This is a genomic window from Campylobacter sp. RM16188 (genome assembly GCF_012978795.1).
GTDB lineage: Bacteria > Campylobacterota > Campylobacteria > Campylobacterales > Campylobacteraceae > Campylobacter_A > Campylobacter_A canis.
In genome coordinates, this window is record NZ_LIWQ01000005.1 from 78,470 (window position 1) to 98,273 (window position 19,804).

General features: G+C 38.5%; 20 protein-coding genes. 17 read left to right on the forward strand and 3 right to left on the reverse strand.

What is annotated here, in order from left to right; translation table 11 throughout:
* Window positions 1-3 precede the first annotated feature (3 nt).
* Window positions 4-2,274 (reverse strand): DUF4214 domain-containing protein, encoded by a 2,271-nt coding sequence (locus CDOM16188_RS03970; RefSeq protein WP_172199213.1) that lies wholly within the window; start codon window positions 2,272-2,274, stop codon window positions 4-6.
* A 295-nt stretch (window positions 2,275-2,569) separates the two neighbouring features.
* Window positions 2,570-3,844: an O-acetylhomoserine aminocarboxypropyltransferase/cysteine synthase family protein gene (locus tag CDOM16188_RS03975; RefSeq protein WP_172199216.1), complete on the reverse strand. Its 1,275-nt coding sequence runs from the start codon at window positions 3,842-3,844 to the stop codon at window positions 2,570-2,572.
* Window positions 3,845-3,993: 149 nt separating this feature from the next.
* Between CDOM16188_RS03975 and CDOM16188_RS03980 the strand changes: the two genes are divergently transcribed.
* Together CDOM16188_RS03980 and CDOM16188_RS03985 are read left to right on the forward strand one after the other, a co-directional pair.
* A complete protein-coding gene (locus CDOM16188_RS03980) occupies window positions 3,994-4,329 on the forward strand; it encodes a hypothetical protein (RefSeq protein WP_172199219.1) in 336 nt (111 codons plus the stop codon).
* Window positions 4,326-4,949: an HAD family hydrolase gene (locus CDOM16188_RS03985; protein ID WP_172199222.1), complete on the forward strand. Its 624-nt coding sequence runs from the start codon at window positions 4,326-4,328 to the stop codon at window positions 4,947-4,949. Before CDOM16188_RS03980 ends, CDOM16188_RS03985 begins: the two co-directional genes overlap by 4 nt.
* A gap of 130 nt (window positions 4,950-5,079) precedes the next feature.
* On the opposite strand, the gene CDOM16188_RS03990 is transcribed toward CDOM16188_RS03985, so the two are convergent.
* Window positions 5,080-5,802 carry a carboxylesterase gene (locus tag CDOM16188_RS03990; RefSeq protein ID WP_169941484.1) on the reverse strand — a complete coding sequence of 241 codons (723 nt, stop codon included), beginning with the start codon at window positions 5,800-5,802 and terminating at the stop codon, window positions 5,080-5,082.
* A gap of 268 nt (window positions 5,803-6,070) precedes the next feature.
* On the opposite strand from CDOM16188_RS03990, the gene CDOM16188_RS03995 reads away from it, so the two are divergent.
* From CDOM16188_RS03995 to CDOM16188_RS04065, 15 genes are all read left to right on the forward strand, one after another.
* Entirely contained in the window at window positions 6,071-6,328 is a 258-nt protein-coding gene (locus CDOM16188_RS03995; protein ID WP_172199225.1) for a DUF2018 family protein, read from the forward strand.
* 34 nt (window positions 6,329-6,362) lie between these two features.
* Window positions 6,363-6,743, forward strand: a complete 381-nt coding sequence (locus CDOM16188_RS04000) for a hypothetical protein (protein ID WP_253908126.1) — start codon at window positions 6,363-6,365, stop codon at window positions 6,741-6,743.
* A gap of 12 nt (window positions 6,744-6,755) precedes the next feature.
* Window positions 6,756-7,649, forward strand: a complete 894-nt coding sequence (locus CDOM16188_RS04005; RefSeq protein ID WP_172199231.1) for a polyprenyl synthetase family protein — start codon at window positions 6,756-6,758, stop codon at window positions 7,647-7,649.
* A complete protein-coding gene (gene hemA, locus CDOM16188_RS04010; RefSeq protein ID WP_169941493.1) occupies window positions 7,649-8,941 on the forward strand; it encodes a glutamyl-tRNA reductase in 1,293 nt (430 codons plus the stop codon). Before CDOM16188_RS04005 ends, hemA begins: the two co-directional genes overlap by 1 nt.
* Entirely contained in the window at window positions 8,941-10,644 is a 1,704-nt protein-coding gene (locus CDOM16188_RS04015; protein ID WP_172199407.1) for a proline--tRNA ligase, read from the forward strand. The genes hemA and CDOM16188_RS04015 overlap by 1 nt, the downstream gene beginning before the upstream one ends.
* Window positions 10,638-11,060, forward strand: coding sequence for an FxsA family protein (locus CDOM16188_RS04020; protein ID WP_172199234.1), 423 nt, complete (start codon window positions 10,638-10,640; stop codon window positions 11,058-11,060). The genes CDOM16188_RS04015 and CDOM16188_RS04020 overlap by 7 nt, the downstream gene beginning before the upstream one ends.
* A 9-nt stretch (window positions 11,061-11,069) precedes the next feature.
* Window positions 11,070-12,002 (forward strand): hydroxymethylbilane synthase, encoded by a 933-nt coding sequence (hemC, locus tag CDOM16188_RS04025; protein ID WP_172199237.1) that lies wholly within the window; start codon window positions 11,070-11,072, stop codon window positions 12,000-12,002.
* 2 nt (window positions 12,003-12,004) lie between these two features.
* Entirely contained in the window at window positions 12,005-12,652 is a 648-nt protein-coding gene (locus CDOM16188_RS04030) for a hypothetical protein (RefSeq protein WP_172199240.1), read from the forward strand.
* Between the two features lie 80 nt (window positions 12,653-12,732).
* Window positions 12,733-14,544 (forward strand): menaquinone biosynthesis decarboxylase, encoded by a 1,812-nt coding sequence (locus tag CDOM16188_RS04035; protein WP_172199243.1) that lies wholly within the window; start codon window positions 12,733-12,735, stop codon window positions 14,542-14,544.
* 251 nt (window positions 14,545-14,795) lie between these two features.
* Window positions 14,796-15,914 (forward strand): ABC transporter substrate-binding protein, encoded by a 1,119-nt coding sequence (locus CDOM16188_RS04040; protein WP_172199246.1) that lies wholly within the window; start codon window positions 14,796-14,798, stop codon window positions 15,912-15,914.
* Window positions 15,915-15,943: 29 nt separating this feature from the next.
* Entirely contained in the window at window positions 15,944-16,840 is an 897-nt protein-coding gene (locus CDOM16188_RS04045; RefSeq protein ID WP_172199249.1) for a branched-chain amino acid ABC transporter permease, read from the forward strand.
* Window positions 16,841-17,872, forward strand: a complete 1,032-nt coding sequence (locus tag CDOM16188_RS04050; RefSeq protein WP_172199252.1) for a branched-chain amino acid ABC transporter permease — start codon at window positions 16,841-16,843, stop codon at window positions 17,870-17,872.
* Window positions 17,869-18,633 carry an ABC transporter ATP-binding protein gene (locus CDOM16188_RS04055; protein WP_172199255.1) on the forward strand — a complete coding sequence of 255 codons (765 nt, stop codon included), beginning with the start codon at window positions 17,869-17,871 and terminating at the stop codon, window positions 18,631-18,633. Before CDOM16188_RS04050 ends, CDOM16188_RS04055 begins: the two co-directional genes overlap by 4 nt.
* Window positions 18,630-19,325, forward strand: a complete 696-nt coding sequence (locus CDOM16188_RS04060; RefSeq protein WP_169941504.1) for an ABC transporter ATP-binding protein — start codon at window positions 18,630-18,632, stop codon at window positions 19,323-19,325. Before CDOM16188_RS04055 ends, CDOM16188_RS04060 begins: the two co-directional genes overlap by 4 nt.
* 28 nt (window positions 19,326-19,353) lie before the next feature.
* Window positions 19,354-19,782 carry a helicase IV gene (locus tag CDOM16188_RS04065; RefSeq protein ID WP_172199258.1) on the forward strand — a complete coding sequence of 143 codons (429 nt, stop codon included), beginning with the start codon at window positions 19,354-19,356 and terminating at the stop codon, window positions 19,780-19,782.
* Window positions 19,783-19,804: the final 22 nt, after the last annotated feature.

Sequence of the window (19,804 nt, forward strand, 5' to 3'; positions counted from 1 at the left end):
AAGTTATGAGTTTGTTAATATATCCGCACTAAAACTCACTTCTCCGTTGTGATAGATTGTGCCTATTAGGCTCACCTCGTCGTGAGTTACGGCTGCGTCGTCCTTGTTATCTACTTTGTATAGCTGAGTCTTTGTGCTTCCTGTCCCTGCTTGTTGCAGTATGATTATTGCATCTTTATCGCTTGCGCTTGACATTTTTAAATTCTTACCAAAAGTCTTTTCGAATAAGTCTGAGGTAGAGTTGTCAGAGTAGCTAAAATATTTTGTCGTCGTTAAGACATAAAGCGTCTTATCTTGCATAGGCATATAGGATATATTATCTGTAGACGTTTTGGTAACTCCTAAATTAGAAAAGTTAATTTTATCGTTTGCGTAAAAGCCTTTAATTTGAACGTCTCTATTATATTGCCCAAGCTTGATAACATCGCTTGATACATCATTTAAGGTAAATGAGATCTTGTTGGACGAAATGTTTGTTGCATCTAAATACTTGCATCCGTGTGATTGAATATGGAGATCTCTGCCATTATCCATCAATATTTGTATATTATAGTTGTTTAGAATTTCTAGTGTTTTGCCGTTAAGTACTACCTCTTTAAGAGAGTTATTGTCTTCATCAAGTGCTATAAGCCTGGCTTGTTCTATGTTTGAGATACTAACTTTATTCTTATCTAGTAAATTATCAATAGAAGTGTATGTGGCTTGTTTATTAACCTTGTCTATATTCTTGTTGTAAACACCTTTACTTATGTAGATATTAATAATATCCGTTTTATCCGTTCCTTTAAAAGATATATTTAAAAGACCCGTTTTATTATATTTTTCCTCTTTGACAAAGCCTTCGGAGTTTGTTATTATCGTTTTATCTCTTGAATCGTCATTAGATACGATTGTCAGCTGATAGTCGGTCATTTTATAAGGATACTCAGAGTGTTTTAGAGGTTTTGTAGTGTATGTAAAATTATCCTGTATGCTATCTATATAATATGCTTTTCCCTCGACATATTCACCGTTACCTTTTTTAAGCATAACATCCTTGTTGATGCTTGAGCCTTTGGGGGCTACAATAGAGGAATTTAAAAACTCCGATGCTTTGATACTCTTGGTTAGTACTATTACATAGTCTGATTTTGAAGCTACTTCACTTATCTCCAAGTCTCCCAAATTTTGAGCTTCTTTTGATATAAATCCTTTCATTTCATTTTTATACGTTATAGGTTTATGCATTACACTTTTCTTATCGCTTATATATGATGATATATTCGCATTCTTAAAATCTGCATTGCTTATCTCAATTTTGATAGCGTCCGCTTCACCTTTGTGACTAGTTTGTATCAACCTCACTCTTGATTGTTCATTAAGTATAAATTTGTCCGATCCGGACTGAATCATACTAGACATAGTTTTTATGGTCGCTATGGAATATCCCTTCGCTATATCTAGGTCGGCAGGATTTCTTAACGTATATATGATGCCGCTACCGTCTTTTATGCTAGTAACTTTGCCGTTAGAATCTACTTTATAAGTCATATCGCCGACTTTTACATCTCCCGCATCAGGTTTAGGATCAGGTTTAGGATCAGGTTTAGGATCAGGTGCGTATATATCCGTATCGGCTGTTGTTTTGGCTAATGTATTTAAAAGCGCCGTAGTATCTACGCTTGCACTACCAAATGTCGCCACTGTGGCATCGGCTATCTTTTGATCCGTTAGTATGTCAAGATTGGCTTTAAGAGCTTCTTTTTTGATTGCTTGAGCTATATTAATAGGAGTGCTTGTGTCTTTGATATGTTTTAAAATGTTTGTAAATCCATCTAACTTATCGGCAAGCGTGCCGGCGGTAGGAATATCGGCTATCACTTTAGCCGTGATTTCGGCTGCTTTTACTTTATTTAAAAATAATTTTTGAGCCTTTATAGCCGCAGGCTCTGTGTAGGTATTGTTAGTTGCGGCGTTTAAAAGCTCTACTACTATAGAGGATCTTGAGTTGCCTGCATTCAGATGATTGACCCAGAAACTTACACCTTCCGAATCCGAAATACTATCTTTATCTAGTAAATTTTTGTAAATATGATTTACAAAGTCAAAATTTGAGTCTTTGCCTTTAAAGAACTCTTTTGACGGAGCTGAAGCTAGCATTTGAGCTGCTACTAAGTCTAAACTAGAACCGTTGTTTCTGGCTAGATCAAACCAATACTTGTGCCCTGAACCCTCCGGAGCTCTGTTAAAAAGCGTGATGTAGAGGGAGCTGATGCTACTGCTCGTTACCGGCATTTTAACTCCTTGCTTATAAAAGATTATTTAAAACATATTATACTAAAATATTTTATAAAAATACGAAATAAAAGATTCTATTAAAATACGGCATTGATATCAAAATTCAGTTAAAAATTTTAATTAAATTTCTAAGCTAATGCGCTTATTTCGGCTTTAAATCAACTAAAATTCATTTAAAGCGACTATCGTCGTTATATTTTAACAGAGTATTTGTAATTATAGTTTATTTTAGGTAATTAGGTTAAAAAATAGTAAAAAACGAGAGAGCCTAAACTCTCTCATAAATTTAAGCTTACGCTTCTAAAGCCTGTTTTAGATCTTCGATCAAATCATCAGCATCCTCTATGCCTATGCTTAGGCGGATAAGCCCTGCAGGCACTCCGATCTTAGCTAGTTCGCTAGGCGGAATTTGCTGATGTGTGGTTGAAGCCGGGTGGGTGATGATGGATTTTGAATCGCCGATATTAACGACAATGCTAAAAATTTTAACTTTATCAAGCACTTTTTTGGCTTGCTCAAAGCTTTCAACCTCAAAGCAAAGCAGTCCGCTTGCCATACCGCCGTCAAAGTATTTTTGAGCTCTCTCGTATCCCGCATCGCTCTTAAGCCCAGGGTATGTTACGCTTTTAACCGCTTTGTGAGAATTTAAAAATTCAGCTATTTTTAGCGTGTTATCCGAGTGCTTTTTCATACGAATAGCAAGCGTTTCAAGCCCTTGAATTAGTTGCCAAGAGTTAAACGGAGAAATTGTAGCTCCTATATCGCGGATAAGCGAAAGTCTCATTCTGAGCGTATATATGTCAAAATTCTCGGTAAGATCTGCATATATGAGTCCGTGATAGCTCTCGTCCGGACCTTTGAAATGTGCGTATCTTGCGCTTGTTATTATCTTTTGATTTAGCCCTTTGCCGGCAACCACCACTCCACCAATACTAAGCCCCTGACCGCTCATATATTTGCTTGCGCTATGTACTACGACATCCACTCCATGCTCTATAGGGCGGAATAATATCGGCGTAGGCACGGTATTATCGGCTATTGTTATAATGCCATGTTTGTTTGCGATAGCGACTATCTTTTCGATATTTGGGATGGCGATTTGCGGATTTGATAGCGTTTCAAAAAATATCGCGCGGGTTTTACCGTCTATCAAATTTTCAAGATCGTCCGCGTTGTCGCTATCAAAAGCTCTTGCTTCTATGCCAAATCTCTTTAGCGTGTGGTGAAACAAAGTGTTTGATCCACCGTAAATTTTCTTGGCTACGATGATGTTTTCGCCTGCTGCTGCGATGTTTGAAACCGCATAAAATATAGCAGCTTGACCGCTTGCGGTAGCTATAGCCGCCACGCCGTTTTCAAGAGCCGCCGCTCTAGCTTCAAATATATTTGTGGTAGGGTTGTTTAGTCTTGTGTAGATAGGTCCAAGTTCCGCTAGCGCAAAGCGATTTGCGGCAGTTTCTGCGGTGCCAAAGTCGTAAGCCGTAGTTTGATAAAGAGGTATCGCCATTGAGCCTGTACCTGTTTTGCTGTCGTAGCCAAAGTGAGTGGCAATGGTTTCTTGCTTCATTTTTTGCCTTTGTGATAAATTAAATTTCGGTATTATACAGATAAAAAGGTTACATTTTATTAACGCTTTCGTTTTGGAAATTAAAATTTAGGCTTAAATTCAAAGTGCGAAAGTAGGGTATAATTGTATTTTTTTGTTTGGAGATTTAGATGAACAATGTGGGATATGATAAATTTAGGCGTGTAAAGTACCTGCGCGGACTTGAAAAATTTGCAAAGTCGGCTATAAACGGTCTTAAAAGAGAGGATTATGACAAGGAGCAATTTCGCTTAAGAGTAGCTAAAAATGCCGAAATTTTGGCTAAAATAGAACCTGTATATCTTGATTCGGCTTATTCAAAAGCGCTTGAAAAATTTGTAAATTTAATCATCGCAAACAACGATAGAAATGAACTTTTGGACGCGGCAAATTCGCTTGAAAAGCTAAAAAATTCCAAAACATATAAAAAAGATAAACATAAAAACAGATACAAGGATGAAGATTGAAAACGATAATTTTTGATATGGACGGCACTTTGATAGATAGCTCAAAGGCCATTTGTGTGACGGTAAATGAAGTTCGTAGAGAGCTTGGATTTAAGAGTGATCTAAGTGAGGAATTTATAGTAAGAGCCATAAACGAAGTAGGACGAGATCTCGGCAAGGAATTTTATGGATTAAACGTCATAAATTCAAAGCTTAGAGACGGCTTTGAGGTCAAATTTAAGATAAATTATGATAAGTATGCAAGAGCTTATCAAGGAGTGGACGAACTGCTTAAAAAATGTGTAGAGGCAAACTATTTCGTAGCACTTGCCAGTAATGCACCCAACGAAACATTAAAAGATATTTTGATAAAAAGTAATATTTATAAATATTTTAATCATATCATAGGAGCCAGCAAGGATGTGCCTCAAAAGCCTGATCCGACTATGATAAATTTGCTTAAGGATATGGGTGGATTTAGTAAGGTTTTGTTTGTGGGAGATAGTTATAAAGATGAGCTTGCGGCTATCAATGCTAAGGTGGATTATATAAACGTATGCTGGGGGTTTGGAGCTAAGAGTAAGGACGCTATAAATATATACGATACTCAAAAAGCATGGCAGCATATCGAGTCTTTGTAGTAACTACATAAAATAATACATATAAAAATACTAATTATTTTACATATAAATTTAGCTTAAAATATATTAAAATTAAGCCAAATTTTAATTTTTATCTTTTTATAACTTTAAAATTTCACTCCAAATTTCTTCAGGAAAAGTTCTTATCTTTACAAAATTTTTCCAATATCCAAATTTTCAAATATCTTAACTGTTTTTCTGTATGAAACCAGTGTTCTGCTTCATTGCATATCGTCACAGAACAATTAAAATTACTGGCGAATTTAATTATGGTATCTATTTTAACCATCTCATCTTTTTTGCCATATAGTATTTCGGTAGGTAAATCCCATTTTTCAATAGGATTGTCTAAAACATATTTAAAATATTCCCAAGAAAGGATTTGTCCAAAATCTGTTTTGATAATTTTGCATTGTTCTAGTTGAGTAGCTGTTACATTGGCGTAGGACATCATATCTAAAATCAACTTCTTCATATCTAAAATTGGAGATACAAATAAGCAAGAATAAATTTTATCATTTTTATATGCCAGTATGCTAAAATAAGCGCCTATACTGGTTGCATACAGAGATATTTTAGACCATCTATTTTTGATAAAATTCATAAGTGATTTTAATTCCGCAACCACATTTAAAGGATTAAACTTATCTTTTTCATACACTCTTTCGCCGTGTTCAGGCAAGTCAACGCTAATAACTTGCCAGCCGTGTTTGCATACTATTTTTGAAAACAATTCCGCTTCTTCTTTGTTGCCGTATTGTCCGTGTATGTAGATGCATATTTTTTCGCATGACTGACCCCATAAAATCGCTGGTATTTTACCGATATATATTTTTCTTCTTGCAAGATTCATTTTATAGCTCAAGCCGATATTAAAAATATTTGTATTGTTATTTTAACTTGTCATATCATTTTTTGTCAATCTATTTAATATTAATATTTGCTCTGGCACTTTTTAAAAATACAAAAAATCAGCTTGCAAATTTCTAATTCGTATTTATATAAAATTATTATTTAATATTATTTTATTTAAATATATACATAATAAAAAAGCGTCTTTTATAATCAAAATAAAAGTTTGTTTGGCTATAATAAATTTAAAATTTATTTAAAGGAAATTTATGGATTATGATATCTTTGCTCAAAATCCAAGAGATAAATTTTTTGATATTTTATTCAATGCAAACAGAAATTTGGTAGAAAACGAAATAGAAAAACTTCTTGAAAAATTCGTGGCAATGAGTATATATTGCGAACAAAGCGGATTTAACGAAATTGCGCAAAATGATTTTATAACACAAAATCAAACCGAAATTCACGATAGCTTGAACGATATCTATATCGGGATTAGTGGGGATATTTTAAGTCAAAATGAGTAAAATACTATTCGTTTTTTTTGTTTTTTTAGCGCCCTTGCAAGCGGCAAATATCGCCTTTGAAGAAGAGCATCTTTTCGAGCTTAAAAAAGACGAGTGGGCAAGGGTTTTTGTAACCGAAAAAGGCACTAGCGATCGCGATAGTTTTGACTTTAGATGGACGCTTTTTGATAATACTAACATCATAGTCCATACTCGATATAGAAATTATCCAAGACAACTTGTTCTTTCGCTTAGAAGAGGTCTTAAATCTTATAAGCAAAGCCTTATTCCCGATTACAAAATGCCGCCAAACGACATAGCTTGGCTACTTCTTGAATTTGAGGATTTTAAGGACGCGAAAGCGAACTTTAAAGTTTATATAAAAGATGAGCCAAGACGCCTTGAGATTGAATTTAAAGATCCCAAAAGGCAGTAAATAAGGGGTTTTATGGATAAGATTGATGAAATAATGAGAGGTTTTATAGCCGAGCTTGACTATGAGCGTGCAGATGAAATTTTTAGCGAGATTAGCTCCGGCAAGAAGCTTCGCTCAAAGCTGATTTTAAAGATAGCGGGCGAAACTCAAGAGAGCCTTAAAATTTGTGCCGTTATTGAGCTGATTCACCTTGCAAGCTTGCTTCACGATGACGTGATAGACGGATCTGATACTAGGCGCGGTAAGGCTAGTATCAATGCAAAATTCGGAGCCAAAAACGCCATAATGCTTGGCGATATACTTTACTCTAAGGGATTTTTTGAACTTTGCAAATTCGGTGAGAAAATCGCAAGCGTAATATCTGATGCGGTATGCAAATTAAGTATCGGCGAGATGATGGATGTGGAGCTTTCAAATTCTTTTAATACCGATAAAGAAGCCTATAAAAGGATGATTTATTATAAAACCGCCGTTCTTATAGAGGCTAGCTCTGCCGTAGGAGCTATTTTGGCGGGTCTTGATGAGAGTAAATTTAGAATTTACGGTAAAAATCTAGGACTTGCTTTTCAGATAATCGATGATATCTTAGATATAACCCAAGATGCAAAAACTCTTGGAAAGCCGAATTTAAGCGATTTTAAAGAAGGAAAAACCACGCTTCCTTACATCTATCTTTATGAAAATTTAGACCAAGATGGCAAAAGCAGGCTTTTAAATCTCTTTAAAAAAGAGTTAAGCGACGAAGAAAACGAATGGGTAAGGGCTAAGATGAGCGAATTTAATATCATAAAACGCTCTATAAAAGAGGCTAAAGATCTAGGCGAAGAAGCCATAAAAAACATAGAAGAATTTGGCTTAGACGGACTTAAAGATATAGTTAGAAGTATGATTGATAGGGAATTTTAATGCATTATTCAAGTGTGAGCTTCACGCATAAAAATACCGACATCTCCGTTCGCGAGAGATTGTCGTTTTCAAATGTGGAGCGTAAAACGGAAATTTTAAGGCTTTTAAAATCAAGCTCAAACATAAACGAATGCATGGTTTTAAGCACCTGTAACAGGGTTGAGATCATGGCAAACGTAAAAGAGCTTGATGGGGCAAGCAAGCATATCTTGTCGTGCATAGCCGTACTTTGCGGGATTGGCTACGAGGAGCTGCAAAGCAGAGCCGATATTTACGAGGACAACGGTGCGATACACCATCTTTTTGCGGTAGCCAGCTCGCTTGATAGTTTGGTTATCGGCGAAACTCAGATAGCAGGTCAGCTTAAAGAGGCTTTTAGATTTGCCTGTGCGAATGAAAGTTGCGGTGTAAAGCTAAATATGGCGATAGACCATGCCTTTAAGTGCGCTGCGGAAGTTAGAAATAAGACCGAAATTTCTAAAAATCCGATATCGGTTTCAAGTGTAGCGGTTGCAAAGGCTAAAGAGCTGCTTGGCGGAAACATAAGCGGAGCTATGGCGCTGATAATTGGCGCAGGAGAGATGGCGGAGCTTGCAGCCAAACACTTAATCAGCAACGGTGCCAGAGTAAAAGTGCTTAGCAGAAATATCGAGCGTGCTAAGAGCTTGGCAATGTCGCTGGGGTGCAATAACGCCTATGATAGTTTAGAAAATTTAAAAGAATACGTAAATAAATATCAGATGATCTTTTCGGCTACAGCGTCGCCTTATCCGATTATAGATGATACGATGATTAAGGAGCGGGAATTTACAAGATATTTCTTTGATATCGCCGTTCCTAGGGATATCGCCGTAACTCCTAGCGAAAAGGTGCAAATTTACGCGGTTGACGACTTGCAAGAGATCGTAAATAAAAACTTAGCCCTAAGAGAAGAGCAGGCTCAAGTAGCTTACGGTATAGTGGGTAAACATACGGTTGAGTTTTATAAGCACATAAGAGAGCTTGCGGTAACGCCCGTTATAAAAGGCATAAGAGAGCAGGCTAAGCAGTGTGCCCAAAGAGAGCTTGAAAAGGCGATAAAAAAGGGTTACCTTAAAAATTCCGACAAGGATGAGGCGTATCGCTTGATACATCAGGTTTTTAAGGCGTTTTTGCATAAGCCTACGGTGAATTTAAAACACCTTTCAGAGGGTGCAAAGGCCGATATAACGGCAAAGCTTGTCGGGACGATATTTGATGTGTCCGACGAAGCGCAGATAAAAGATGAAGAATTTGAATGGGAGAACGAGTAGTGAAATTTTCAAGATTATACGCACCTACCTCAAAGGAAGCGCCAAAAGACGCCAGCCTGCCAAGTCATATCTACTTGCTTAGGGGCGGATTTATCGAGCAGACGGGAAGCGGGCTTTATAACTTCTTGCCGCTTGGTAAAATCGTGCTTGATAAGATAAAAAGCGTCGTTAAAGAGGAGATGGATAACGCGGGAGCGCAAGAAATTTCCATGAGTATGGTCACAAGCGGCGAACTTTGGAAAGAGAGCGGGCGATTTGATGTATTTGGCAAAGAGCTTTTGAGATTTAAAGATCGTAAAGAAAACGACTTTGTTCTAAGCCCTACGAACGAGGAGTCGGTTGTAGCTCTTGTGCGTGGTAAGGTTACTAGTTATAAGCAGCTGCCTTTGAATTTGTATCAGATAAATACTAAATTTAGAGATGAGGCGCGCCCTCGCTTTGGACTGCTTAGAGGCCGTGAATTTTTGATGAAAGATGCTTATAGCTTTCATGCAAACGAAGAGGATCTAAAGCGCGAATTTGATCTTATGGAAGAGACCTACTCAAGAATTTTTACCCGTTTGGGGCTAAATTTTCGTGCGGTTGAAGCAGATAGCGGAGCGATAGGCGGAAGCGGAAGTAAGGAATTTATGGTTCTTGCAAACAACGGCGAAGACGATATCTTGGTATGCGATAGCTGTAAATACGCAGCAAATATAGAAGCTGCCAAAAGACAAAAGCGAACTAGCGATGCCCAAAGGCCTGAAGCCGATGCGAGCAAATTTTATACTCCTAATGCAACAACCATAAAGGACATAGCCGAATTTTTTAGAGTTAGCGAATTTTATACCATAAAAGCGGTGATAAAAAAGGCTATTTATAAAGACGAAGAAAAGATCGTAGTGTTTTTTATCCGTGGTGATGACGAGCTTCAAGAGGTTAAGGCTACTAATGCGTGCGCAGCGCTTGAGATAATGGATGCTAACGAAGAAGAGATTTTGAAAGCTGGCATTGTGGCGGGATTTTGCGGACCGGTCGGACTTAGCGGCGTGGAGTTTTTTATTGATAAAGAGCTTGAAGGCGAAACGCAGATGATTTGCGGAGCTAACGAGAAGGATTATCACTTCGTGGGCGTTAGCGTTACTAACTTTAACTCGGATAGATTTAAGGATTTAGCTGAAGTTAAGCAAGGCGACAGATGTCCGCATTGCGGCGGAAAACTCAGCGTTAGCAAAGGCATTGAGGTAGGGCATATCTTTCAGCTTGGACAGAAATACTCAGCCGCGATGAATGCGACGTTCCTTGATGAAAACGGCAAAGCCAAGCCTTTTTATATGGGTTGCTACGGTATCGGAGTTAGTCGTTTGGTTGCCGTTATGATAGAAGCCAGCCATGACGAAAAGGGTTGTATCTGGAAAAAGGAGTGTGCGCCTTTTCATGTTCATATTATAATCTCAAATTTAAAAGATGAAGCGGGAGTAAAATTTGCAAATGAGCTTTATGGTGAGCTTAAAAGCTTTGGTATTTCGGCTCTGCTTGATGATAGAAATGAGAGATTTGGCGTTAAGATGAGTGAATTTGAACTTATAGGAATTCCTTATGCAGTCGTAATCGGAAAAGGTCTTGAAGGCGGCGAAGTCGAGTTTATAAATCGAGCAAATTTGCAAAAGACTTCCATTGCAAAAGATAAAATTTTAGCAAAGATCAAAGAGGCGTTATGCTAAGATTTCTTTTTATGCCTTATGTCGCGATTGAAGCGATATGCGCTTATTTTTTTATTAGCGAGTATGGATTTTTAACTCTTGTTTTAGAGGTTATCTCTACTGCTGTTTTGGGGATGTTTTTTATGTTTAGAGTTGGATTTTTCCAGCTTTTTTCAAGGATACTGCTTCTTAAGCCGAGCGATCTTTTCGGTGTCTTAGGAATGCCTATAGGCGGATTTTTTCTATTTCTTCCGGGTGTTGCTACGGATACTTTAGGCGTTATCCTTGTAATCTTTGCTCTGTTTTCAAATTTGAAAAATCCATCTTTAAAAAGCGAGCAGAGCGGCGAATTTCGTAGCTATAAAAATGAAAGAAGCGGCGAGGAAGGCGAAATCATAGATGTTGAAGTTGTCGAAGAAGAGCGCAAATATAAATAAAGGTAAAAAATGAAAAATTTAAAAATAGCAACCAGAAAAAGTATCCTTGCAATGTGGCAAAGCGAGCATATAAAGGCTAAGATTTTAGAATTTCATAAGGATATAGACGTAGAGCTTGTAGGCATGAAGACAAAAGGTGACGTTATACTTGATACTCCGCTTGCTAAGATCGGCGGTAAGGGGCTTTTTACCAAAGAGCTTGAAGATAGTATGCTAAAAGGCGAAACGCATATCGCGGTTCATAGTTTAAAAGACGTGCCCGTGGCATTTCCTGATGGGCTCGTGCTTGCTGCTATTTGCTCGCGTGAGGATGTGCGAGATGCGATGATAAGCGAAAAATACTCTAAATTTGAAGAATTGCCTAAGGGTGCCAAAGTAGGAACTACGAGCTTAAGGCGCAAAATGCAGCTTTTAAGAATGCGTCCTGATTTAGAAATCATCTCGCTTCGCGGAAACGTCCAAACCAGACTAAGAAAGCTAAAGGAGGGCGAATTTGACGCAATTATCCTAGCAATGGCGGGCATAAATCGCCTAAATTTAAAAGAAGAGGTAAAATTTATTTATCCGTTTGAACTAAATCAGATGATACCTGCAATGGGGCAGGGTGCGCTTGGGATAGAGGCTGTAGAAAACGATGAAATTTTAAAAGCCATAGAGTTTTTGCGTGATGAAAGAGCCGTGATAGAGACAACCGTAGAGCGCGACTTCGTAACGCTGCTTGAGGGCGGTTGTCAAGTGCCTATCGGCATAAATGCAAAGCTTGATAAAGAACAAATTTATATAAATGCGATCGTGGGACTTCCTGACGGAAGCGAAGTTTTGCAAAAGAGCTTAACTGTGGCAAAGAGCGAATTTGCAACTGCCGGCAAAGAGCTTGCGCGCGAATTTATCTCTAAGGGCGCCAAGGAGCTTTTAAGGCGAGCCGAAGAGATGGCAAACTAGGCATGAGAGCGCTTGCGGCTCTAGGTTTAAGCTTTGCTATTGCTTTTGGAAGTTCAAATGTAGATATCATAAAAGAGCTTTTTACAAATCCGAATTTTGATAAAGCTAAGCATTTTAGAGGTGAAGCCGCTAGGCGAAATCATGATTTTAATATTAAAGGTTTTTATATAACCGAAATAACTCCTCTTGGCAGAGGTTATGAATTTGATGTTTTTAGAGTTAGTTTAAGCTCAAATGACGACAGCGAGCATTTTGATCTTTATTTTTATATGATTGAAGACGGAATTTATGCAGTTAGATCGCTGGCGATGACAGGCGTTATAAAAGATCTGATTTATCACTATGAAAAGATTAGTGATAAGCAGAGGAAAGATCTTGATCTTGAAAATTTAAAACTTACCGTGGAAAAAGACAGTGAGCTTATCAAATTCGGCAAAGAAAATTTGCATAAATTTGAGCGAATTTTTGAAATTTACGGCTCAAATTTTTCAGACAAAAACGATCAAATAGAGCGAATTTTGAAATCCTTACATCTATCGCATATAGAAAATAACGACGATGTTTTTAGGATAGTAGTCGGCGGTATTGTTGATAATATAGTCGGATTTTTTAGAGTAGAAAAAGAAGAGGACCGCTCCTCTTATGCATGAAAATCTCTATATAATGATAGAAAAGATTGCTCCTAAATGGTATCTTTTTAAGACGACATAAAATAAAACAAGGAAAATTTATGCAAAAGTATATTGATTTATTAAAGCAGCATGATCTCTTAAAAATCATTGATAAGCCAGTAGATATAGACCTTGAGATAGCACATGCAAGTTATATTGAGGTTAAAAAGCCTGATAGCAAGGCGTTGCTTTTTACAAATCCAGTTTGTAAAAAATCGGGTCGTAAATTTGCTCCCGTACTTACAAATGTATTTGGTAGTTTTGAAGCGACCAAGCTTATAATGGGAGTAGATCCTGATGAGGTAGCTAAGGAAATTTCAAATCTTTTAAAGCCAAAAAAACCAAAGGGTTTTGCACAAAAGCTAAATTTCATGAGCTATCTTTTTGGTTTAAGAAATGTATTTACAAAGCGCATAAAAGGCGAAGGCGAGTGCCAGCAAGTGAAATTCAAAGGCGATGAGGTTGATCTCTTTAGCTTGCCTGTGCTTAAGACTTGGGAGCTTGACGGAGGCGCGTTTATCACGATGGGGCAAGTTTATACTCAAAGCCTTGATGGAGAGCTTGCGAATTTGGGTATGTATCGCTTGCAAATTTATGATAAAAATCGCCTTGGAATGCATTGGCAGATACATAAAGACGGCGCAAATTTCTTTAACGAGTATAAGCGTGCCGGCAAGAAGATGCCCGTATCCGTAGCGGTCGGTGGTGATCCGCTTTATATCTGGTGCGGTCAGGCTCCTCTTCCAAAGGGAATTTTTGAGCTGCTTCTTTACGGTTTTATCAGAAAAAGCCCTGCAAAGCTCGTAAAATCTCTTACAAATGAAATTTATATCCCACATGATGCGGATTTTGTTATTGAAGGATTTGTTGATACTTCTAAAACCGAGCTTGAGGGTCCTTTTGGCGATCATACGGGCTTTTACACGCCGATTGAGCCTTTTCCTGTGATGGATGTTACGGCGATTACGCATAAGCGAGAGCCGATTTTTCATGCAACCGTTGTGGGTAAGCCGCCGCTTGAGGATAAGTATATGGGTTGGGCTACGGGGCGAATTTTCTTACCGCTTCTTCAGACTACGGTGCCTGAGCTGATTGATTATGATATGCCTGAAAATGGAGTGTTCCATAATCTTATCCTAGCAAAGCTTGAGACGTTATATCCGGGGCATGCCAAGCAGGCTATGCATGCATTTTGGGGCGTTGGACAGATGAGTTTTGTCAAGCATGCGGTGTTTGTAGATGAGAGCGCACCAAATCCTAGCGAGTATGATAAATTTACCGATTATGTTTTAAACAGATTTGGAGTAAAAGGGCTTTTGATAACAGAAGGAGTTTGCGATCAGCTTGATCATGCTAGTCCAAATTCTTGCTATGGAGGCAAGCTTGGCATAGACGCTACTGCGGACTTTAGCGAAGGTGAGGTGGAAATTTTAGCCGATGATACTTTGTTTGAGAAATTTAAAGAGATTGATGAGGATGTTCTTGAGGTTAAGCAGTTTAAAACCGATACCAAATCTCCTATCTGCGTTATTAAATACAATAAAAAACGCCCTTTAAAAGAGACGCTTGATAAATTTATGCAGCTTAAACAGTACTTTAAAATAGTTGTTTTCGTAGGGGCTGAAAACTATCTTGAAAATCCATATATGCTCGTTTGGAGAGTTACTAATAACATAGACGCTATGCGCGATATATACATAAAACAAAGCGTGGTTTTTGTAGATGCTACGCAAAAAGGGGTTGAGGATGGCTATGATAGAGGGTGGCCAAAGCAGACTGATTGCACTCCTGAAGTCATAAGAAGCCTCATTGAGCGAGGTATCGTTGAAAACGATGAGAAGCTGTTTAAAAAATTTGAGATATTTGGATAGATTACGCCCTTGCCCGAATTTGATTGAGTAAATTTGTTAAATTCGGGCGTAAAATTTTATATTTTTATTTTTTACAATTCTTTTTGCTATAAGATATCCTACTAAAATGTTACTAATTAACAATAACTTTTATATAGATTGAGTAAATTCTTAACTAATACGCATTTAAAATTATCATAATGGGATCAAAATCACTCATTTGCTCTTAAAATTGTAATATAATGTAACACATAAATTATTAAGGAGTAAAAATGAAAAAGATAACTACTTTAGCGCTATCTTTGGCGGCTATCAGTTCGTTTGGCTTTGCAAAAGAGATAACTATAGCTGCGGTTATGCCGGTAACCGGTGCTGTTGCCGCTTATGGACAGACGGCTTACGAGGGAGTAACCTTGGCAAATAAAATGCGTCCGACTCTAAAAAACGGCGATACGATCAAGGTTGTTTTGCTTGATACAAGAGGCGAGAAGGTTGAGACTTCAAACGCCACCACAAGGGCTATCTCACAAAATAAAGCCGTAGGTATCATCGGCGAGCTAATTACCGCTAACACTATGCAGGTAATGGCGATAGCGGATAAAAACAAAATTCCCGTAATAGCACCTGCTGCGACATCGGACAAGCTTCTTGATAATGTGAAATTTGGTAGCAGAGTTTGCTTTATGGATTCGTTTCAAGGCAAGGCTGCGGCAGAATTTACCGCAAAAGAGCTTGGGTATAAAACAGCTGTTATCGTAGTGGATCAAGCGCAGGTTTACTCTCTTGGGCTTGCTAAGACCTTTGAAAGTGAATTTGTAAAAAACGGCGGCAAGGTTCTATCAAAGCTTAAAATAAGCTCAGGCGATAAGGATTTCAAAGCCATAGTATCGCAGATAAAGAGCAAAAATCCAGACTTTGTATATGTGCCTACGTATCATCCTGAAGCGTCGCTTTTAGCTCGCCAAGCTAAGCAGATAAATTTAAACAAACCTATGGTCGGATCTGACGGCGTGGCAAATCCTACGTTTATCGAACTTGGCGGAGACGCTGTAAATGGATTTATCTTTAGCGATTCGTTTGACGCTTCAAATCCTCCTACCGAGCTTTCTAAGAAATTTTTAGATGAGTACGAGAAGGAAAAGGGCACAAGGGATATAGCGGGCTTTACGGCTCTTGGAGCGGATGCGTATTTTGTAATGGTTGAGGCTATGGACAAGTGTGCAGATCCAAGTGACAGCGTTTGCATAAACGATCAAATTCACAAGACAAAAGAGTTTTCAGGCGTTTCAGGAGTTATCAGTATAGACGAGAAGGGTAATGCTATCCGCTCTGTCGTTATGAAAGAGATAGTTGGCGGCAAACCGACGTTTAAAGCAAACGTTAATCCTTAAAATTTAAATACTTTAAACTCGGAGTGATGATGGAATTTTCACTATTTTTACAAAATATGGTGAACGGGTTTAGCCTTGGCAGTATGTACGCGCTTATTGCCATAGGCTACACTATGGTTTACGGCGTTTTGAGGCTTATAAATTTCGCTCACGGCGATATCATGATGGTTGGAGCTTATGTCTGCTTTTTTGGCATGGTTTCACTAAATTTGCCATTTATAGCGGCGGTTGTATTTGCCGTGACGATATGTGCGGCACTTGGTATCATTACAGATACCATCGCTTATAAGCCGCTTCGTAAAGCGCCTAGAATTTCGCTACTTATCACCGCTATTGGCATTAGCTTTTTGCTTGAAAATCTCTTTAACGTGATTTTCGGTAGCGAGCCTAAAGCCTTTATCGTGCCTGAATATCTGCAAACAGTCTTAACCTTTGGCGATGTTACGGTTGCGATGAGTGCGGTGCTAGTGCCTATCATCACTCTTGTTTTGCTTGCTATCACGCTTTTTATACTCTACCGCACGAAATACGGCATGGCAATAAGAGCGCTTGCATTTGATATACATACCGTAAATTTAATGGGTATAGACGCAAATTTGATCATCGCGATAGTATTTGCGCTTGGATCCATGCTTGCAGCTATCGGCGGCGTGTTTTGGTCGCTCAACTATCCTTCTATCGAGCCTATGATGGGAGTTTTGATAGGGCTTAAAGCCTTTGCCGCAGCCGTTCTTGGCGGTATAGGTTCGGTCGGCGGAGCCGTGCTTGGCGGGTTTATTATCGGATTTACCGAAGTTGTTGTAGTATCTTTAAGTCCTGAATTTTCAGGCTTTAAAGATGCTTTTGCCTTTATATTTTTAATTCTTATTCTTATATTTAAGCCTACCGGAATTTTAGGCTATAACTTTGAGAAAAGTAGGTTTTAGATGAGAGTTCCAAAGATTACGCATATCATATTTTTTGCTTTGGCTGTAGGATTTTTGGTTACCTCTCACTATATTTTTGATGATTACTCCTTGAGAGTTTTAAACAATATCGCCATTTTTATCATTTTAGCCGTTAGCTACAACCTCATAAACGGCGTTACGGGGCAGTTTTCGCTCGAGCCAAACGGCTTTGTCGCAGTTGGCGCTTACGTGGCGGCTCTTATCTTACTTGATGCGGATGCTAAAAACTATCAGTTTGACCTTGAGAGTCCATCAGCCTTTATACTCTGGCTTCACTCCTCAAATTTCTTGCTAGCATTGCTTGCCGCAGGAGTTTGCGCTACTATCTTAGCTTTGGTGCTTTCTTTTCCTGTGTTTCGCGTAAGAGGAGATTATCTAGCTATCGTTACGCTTGGCTTTGGTTTTATTATTAAAATTTTAGCCATCAACTATCCGTCTATCACAAACGGATCGCTTGGACTTAGCTCCATACCTCAGCACGCTACGCTTTATTATACGGGCGGGATTGCTATTATTAGCGTTATTATGGTGCTAAATATAGTTTATTCAAAATTCGGTCGCGCGATGAAAGCCGTAAGAGATGACGAGGATGCGGCACTTGCTATGGGTGTAAATACATTTGCCGTTAAGACTACCGCTTTTAGCACATCGGCGTTTTTAGAAGGTGTCGGCGGAGGCCTTTGGGCGTGCTCATTTGCTTCTATTGTGCCGAATGAGTTTGATTTTTATCTAACTTTCCAGCTGCTTATTATCATCGTTCTTGGCGGACTTGGCTCTATGACGGGAGCTATTTTAGGCACTATCTTGGTGATAGGAGGCGGAGAGTGGCTTAGATTTTTAGATGAGCCGATAAGTCTGTTTGGGCATACATTTGATGCGATGCCTGGGCTTAGAATGATTGTGTTTTCGGTCATACTTATACTTGTTATGCTGTTTGCAAGAGAGGGAATTTTTGGCAAAAGAGAGCTAACGGATGTAGCTAGATCGGCTATCAAAAGGCTTAAGCGATGATTTTAGAGCTAAAAAATATCAGCAAGAAATTTGGCGGAGTAACCGCTATAAACGACACAAGCTTTCATGTAAACGAAAGTGAAATTTTTGGTCTTATAGGTCCAAACGGTGCGGGTAAGACGACTATCTTTAATATCATAACGGGAAATTACGAACCAAGCGGCGGGGAGGTTAAATTTAACGGCGTTACGCTAAACGGCAAAAAGCCAAACATTATCGTTAGGCATGGCATAGCAAGGACATTTCAAAATATCCGCCTTTTTAGCTCTATGAGCGTGCTTGAAAACGTCTTAATCGGACTTGACGGACATATCAAATATAGCTTTATCGAGAGCTTTTTGCACATGGGACGCTTTCATAAAGAGGAGCGAATCGCACGCGAAAAAGCCATGGATATACTTAACGAGCTAAATTTAAGCGTTTATGCGAATGAGCCTGCTACAAGTTTAAGTTACGGGGTTCAAAGGAAGGTCGAGATAGCAAGAGCTATGGCGACAAACCCAAAGCTCTTGCTGCTAGATGAGCCTGCGGCAGGTATGAATCCTATAGAGACCGAAGATCTTGCCGAGCTTATCTTTATACTTAGGGAAAAATACAAACTTAGCATTTTGCTTATAGAGCATGATATGAAATTTGTAAACCGCCTTTGCGAGCGCGTTTTAGTGCTTGATTACGGTAAGGTAATTTTTGAGGGTAAGCCAAGTGATGCTGTGCGTAACGAAAAGGTCGTATCTGCTTATTTAGGAGATTTTATTCAATGATTAGCGTTAAAGATTTGCACGTTTATTACGGACTTATAGAGGCTGTTAAAGGGATAGATTTTGAGGTTAAAACAGGAGATATCGTCTCTCTTATCGGCTCAAACGGTGCTGGTAAAACCTCCACTTTAAACGCACTTTTAAACAGCGTAAAAAAGACAGGCGAGATAAATTTCTTGGGTTATGATACAAGAAGGCACAAGACGCACACTCTAGTTAGGCATGGTATAGCGCTAGTTCCTGAGGGAAGAAGAGTCTTTATAAACCTAACGGTTGATGAAAATTTGCGAATGGGCGCTTTTAATAATGACGAAAACTACGAGCACTTACGCTCTCAAATGTATAGACTATTTCCTCGTCTGGCCGATAAAAAGCAGCAACTTGCAGGAACTTTAAGTGGCGGAGAGGCGCAGATGTTAGCCATCTCACGTGCGCTAATGAGCGAGCCTAAGCTACTTATGCTTGATGAGCCTAGCCTTGGGCTTGCTCCAAAGATAGTAGGAGAGGTATTTAATACAATCGTTAGGCTAAAAGAGGAGGGTATAACCATACTTTTAGTCGAGCAAAACGCCTTTGCAGCACTTAAGATAAGCGACTATGCATACGTGCTTGAAAACGGAAAAATCGCTATGCAAGGCGTTGCAAAAGATATGATAGGCAACGACGAGATCAGGCGCAAATATCTTGGGGCTTAAATTCGGTGTTTAAATTTAAAGAGATCTTTTGCAAATAGACTTAAAAACTCTCGTTATCTTAATACTTGTTTTGATCCTGATAGCTCTTTTAATAAGGCTTTCGCGAAAAACAAAGATCAAACAAACTCGCTATAAAAGCGATATCGGCGACATGGTAAAGAGTAGAGCGGAGCTTATAATAGCAAACTGGCTCTTTTATCGCGGAGTAAAATTTATCTACGAGAAAAAGCCCAATGCAAATCAGCGAGTAATTAGCGATTTTTATCTAGTTGATTATGATGTTTATATCGAATTTTGGGGGCTTGAAACGCCCGCTTATCTTAAACGCAAGAAAAAGAAGATTAAAATTTATAAGAAAAACTGCCTTAAGCTAATCGAGATGAATGACGATAGTTTAAGGGATCTTAATCAATTTTTTGCAAAGGAATTTGCTAAATTTAAGATTAGATTATCATAAAGAGCAAGTTTGAGAGATTAGA

What these genes read in the sequence shown, in the direction of transcription:
- CDOM16188_RS03970 (WP_172199213.1), bottom strand. Translation starts at nt 2,274, where the DNA reads ATGCCGGTAACGAGCAGTAGCATCAGCTCCCTCTACATCACGCTTTTT.
- CDOM16188_RS03975 (WP_172199216.1), bottom strand. Translation starts at nt 3,844, where the DNA reads ATGAAGCAAGAAACCATTGCCACTCACTTTGGCTACGACAGCAAAACA.
- CDOM16188_RS03980 (WP_172199219.1), top strand. Translation starts at nt 3,994, where the DNA reads ATGAACAATGTGGGATATGATAAATTTAGGCGTGTAAAGTACCTGCGC.
- CDOM16188_RS03990 (WP_169941484.1), bottom strand. Translation starts at nt 5,802, where the DNA reads ATGAATCTTGCAAGAAGAAAAATATATATCGGTAAAATACCAGCGATT.
- CDOM16188_RS03995 (WP_172199225.1), top strand. Translation starts at nt 6,071, where the DNA reads ATGGATTATGATATCTTTGCTCAAAATCCAAGAGATAAATTTTTTGAT.
- CDOM16188_RS04005 (WP_172199231.1), top strand. Translation starts at nt 6,756, where the DNA reads ATGGATAAGATTGATGAAATAATGAGAGGTTTTATAGCCGAGCTTGAC.
- hemA (WP_169941493.1), top strand. Translation starts at nt 7,649, where the DNA reads ATGCATTATTCAAGTGTGAGCTTCACGCATAAAAATACCGACATCTCC.
- CDOM16188_RS04020 (WP_172199234.1), top strand. Translation starts at nt 10,638, where the DNA reads ATGCTAAGATTTCTTTTTATGCCTTATGTCGCGATTGAAGCGATATGC.
- hemC (WP_172199237.1), top strand. Translation starts at nt 11,070, where the DNA reads ATGAAAAATTTAAAAATAGCAACCAGAAAAAGTATCCTTGCAATGTGG.
- CDOM16188_RS04030 (WP_172199240.1), top strand. Translation starts at nt 12,005, where the DNA reads ATGAGAGCGCTTGCGGCTCTAGGTTTAAGCTTTGCTATTGCTTTTGGA.
- CDOM16188_RS04035 (WP_172199243.1), top strand. Translation starts at nt 12,733, where the DNA reads ATGCAAAAGTATATTGATTTATTAAAGCAGCATGATCTCTTAAAAATC.
- CDOM16188_RS04040 (WP_172199246.1), top strand. Translation starts at nt 14,796, where the DNA reads ATGAAAAAGATAACTACTTTAGCGCTATCTTTGGCGGCTATCAGTTCG.
- CDOM16188_RS04045 (WP_172199249.1), top strand. Translation starts at nt 15,944, where the DNA reads ATGGAATTTTCACTATTTTTACAAAATATGGTGAACGGGTTTAGCCTT.
- CDOM16188_RS04050 (WP_172199252.1), top strand. Translation starts at nt 16,841, where the DNA reads ATGAGAGTTCCAAAGATTACGCATATCATATTTTTTGCTTTGGCTGTA.
- CDOM16188_RS04055 (WP_172199255.1), top strand. Translation starts at nt 17,869, where the DNA reads ATGATTTTAGAGCTAAAAAATATCAGCAAGAAATTTGGCGGAGTAACC.
- CDOM16188_RS04060 (WP_169941504.1), top strand. Translation starts at nt 18,630, where the DNA reads ATGATTAGCGTTAAAGATTTGCACGTTTATTACGGACTTATAGAGGCT.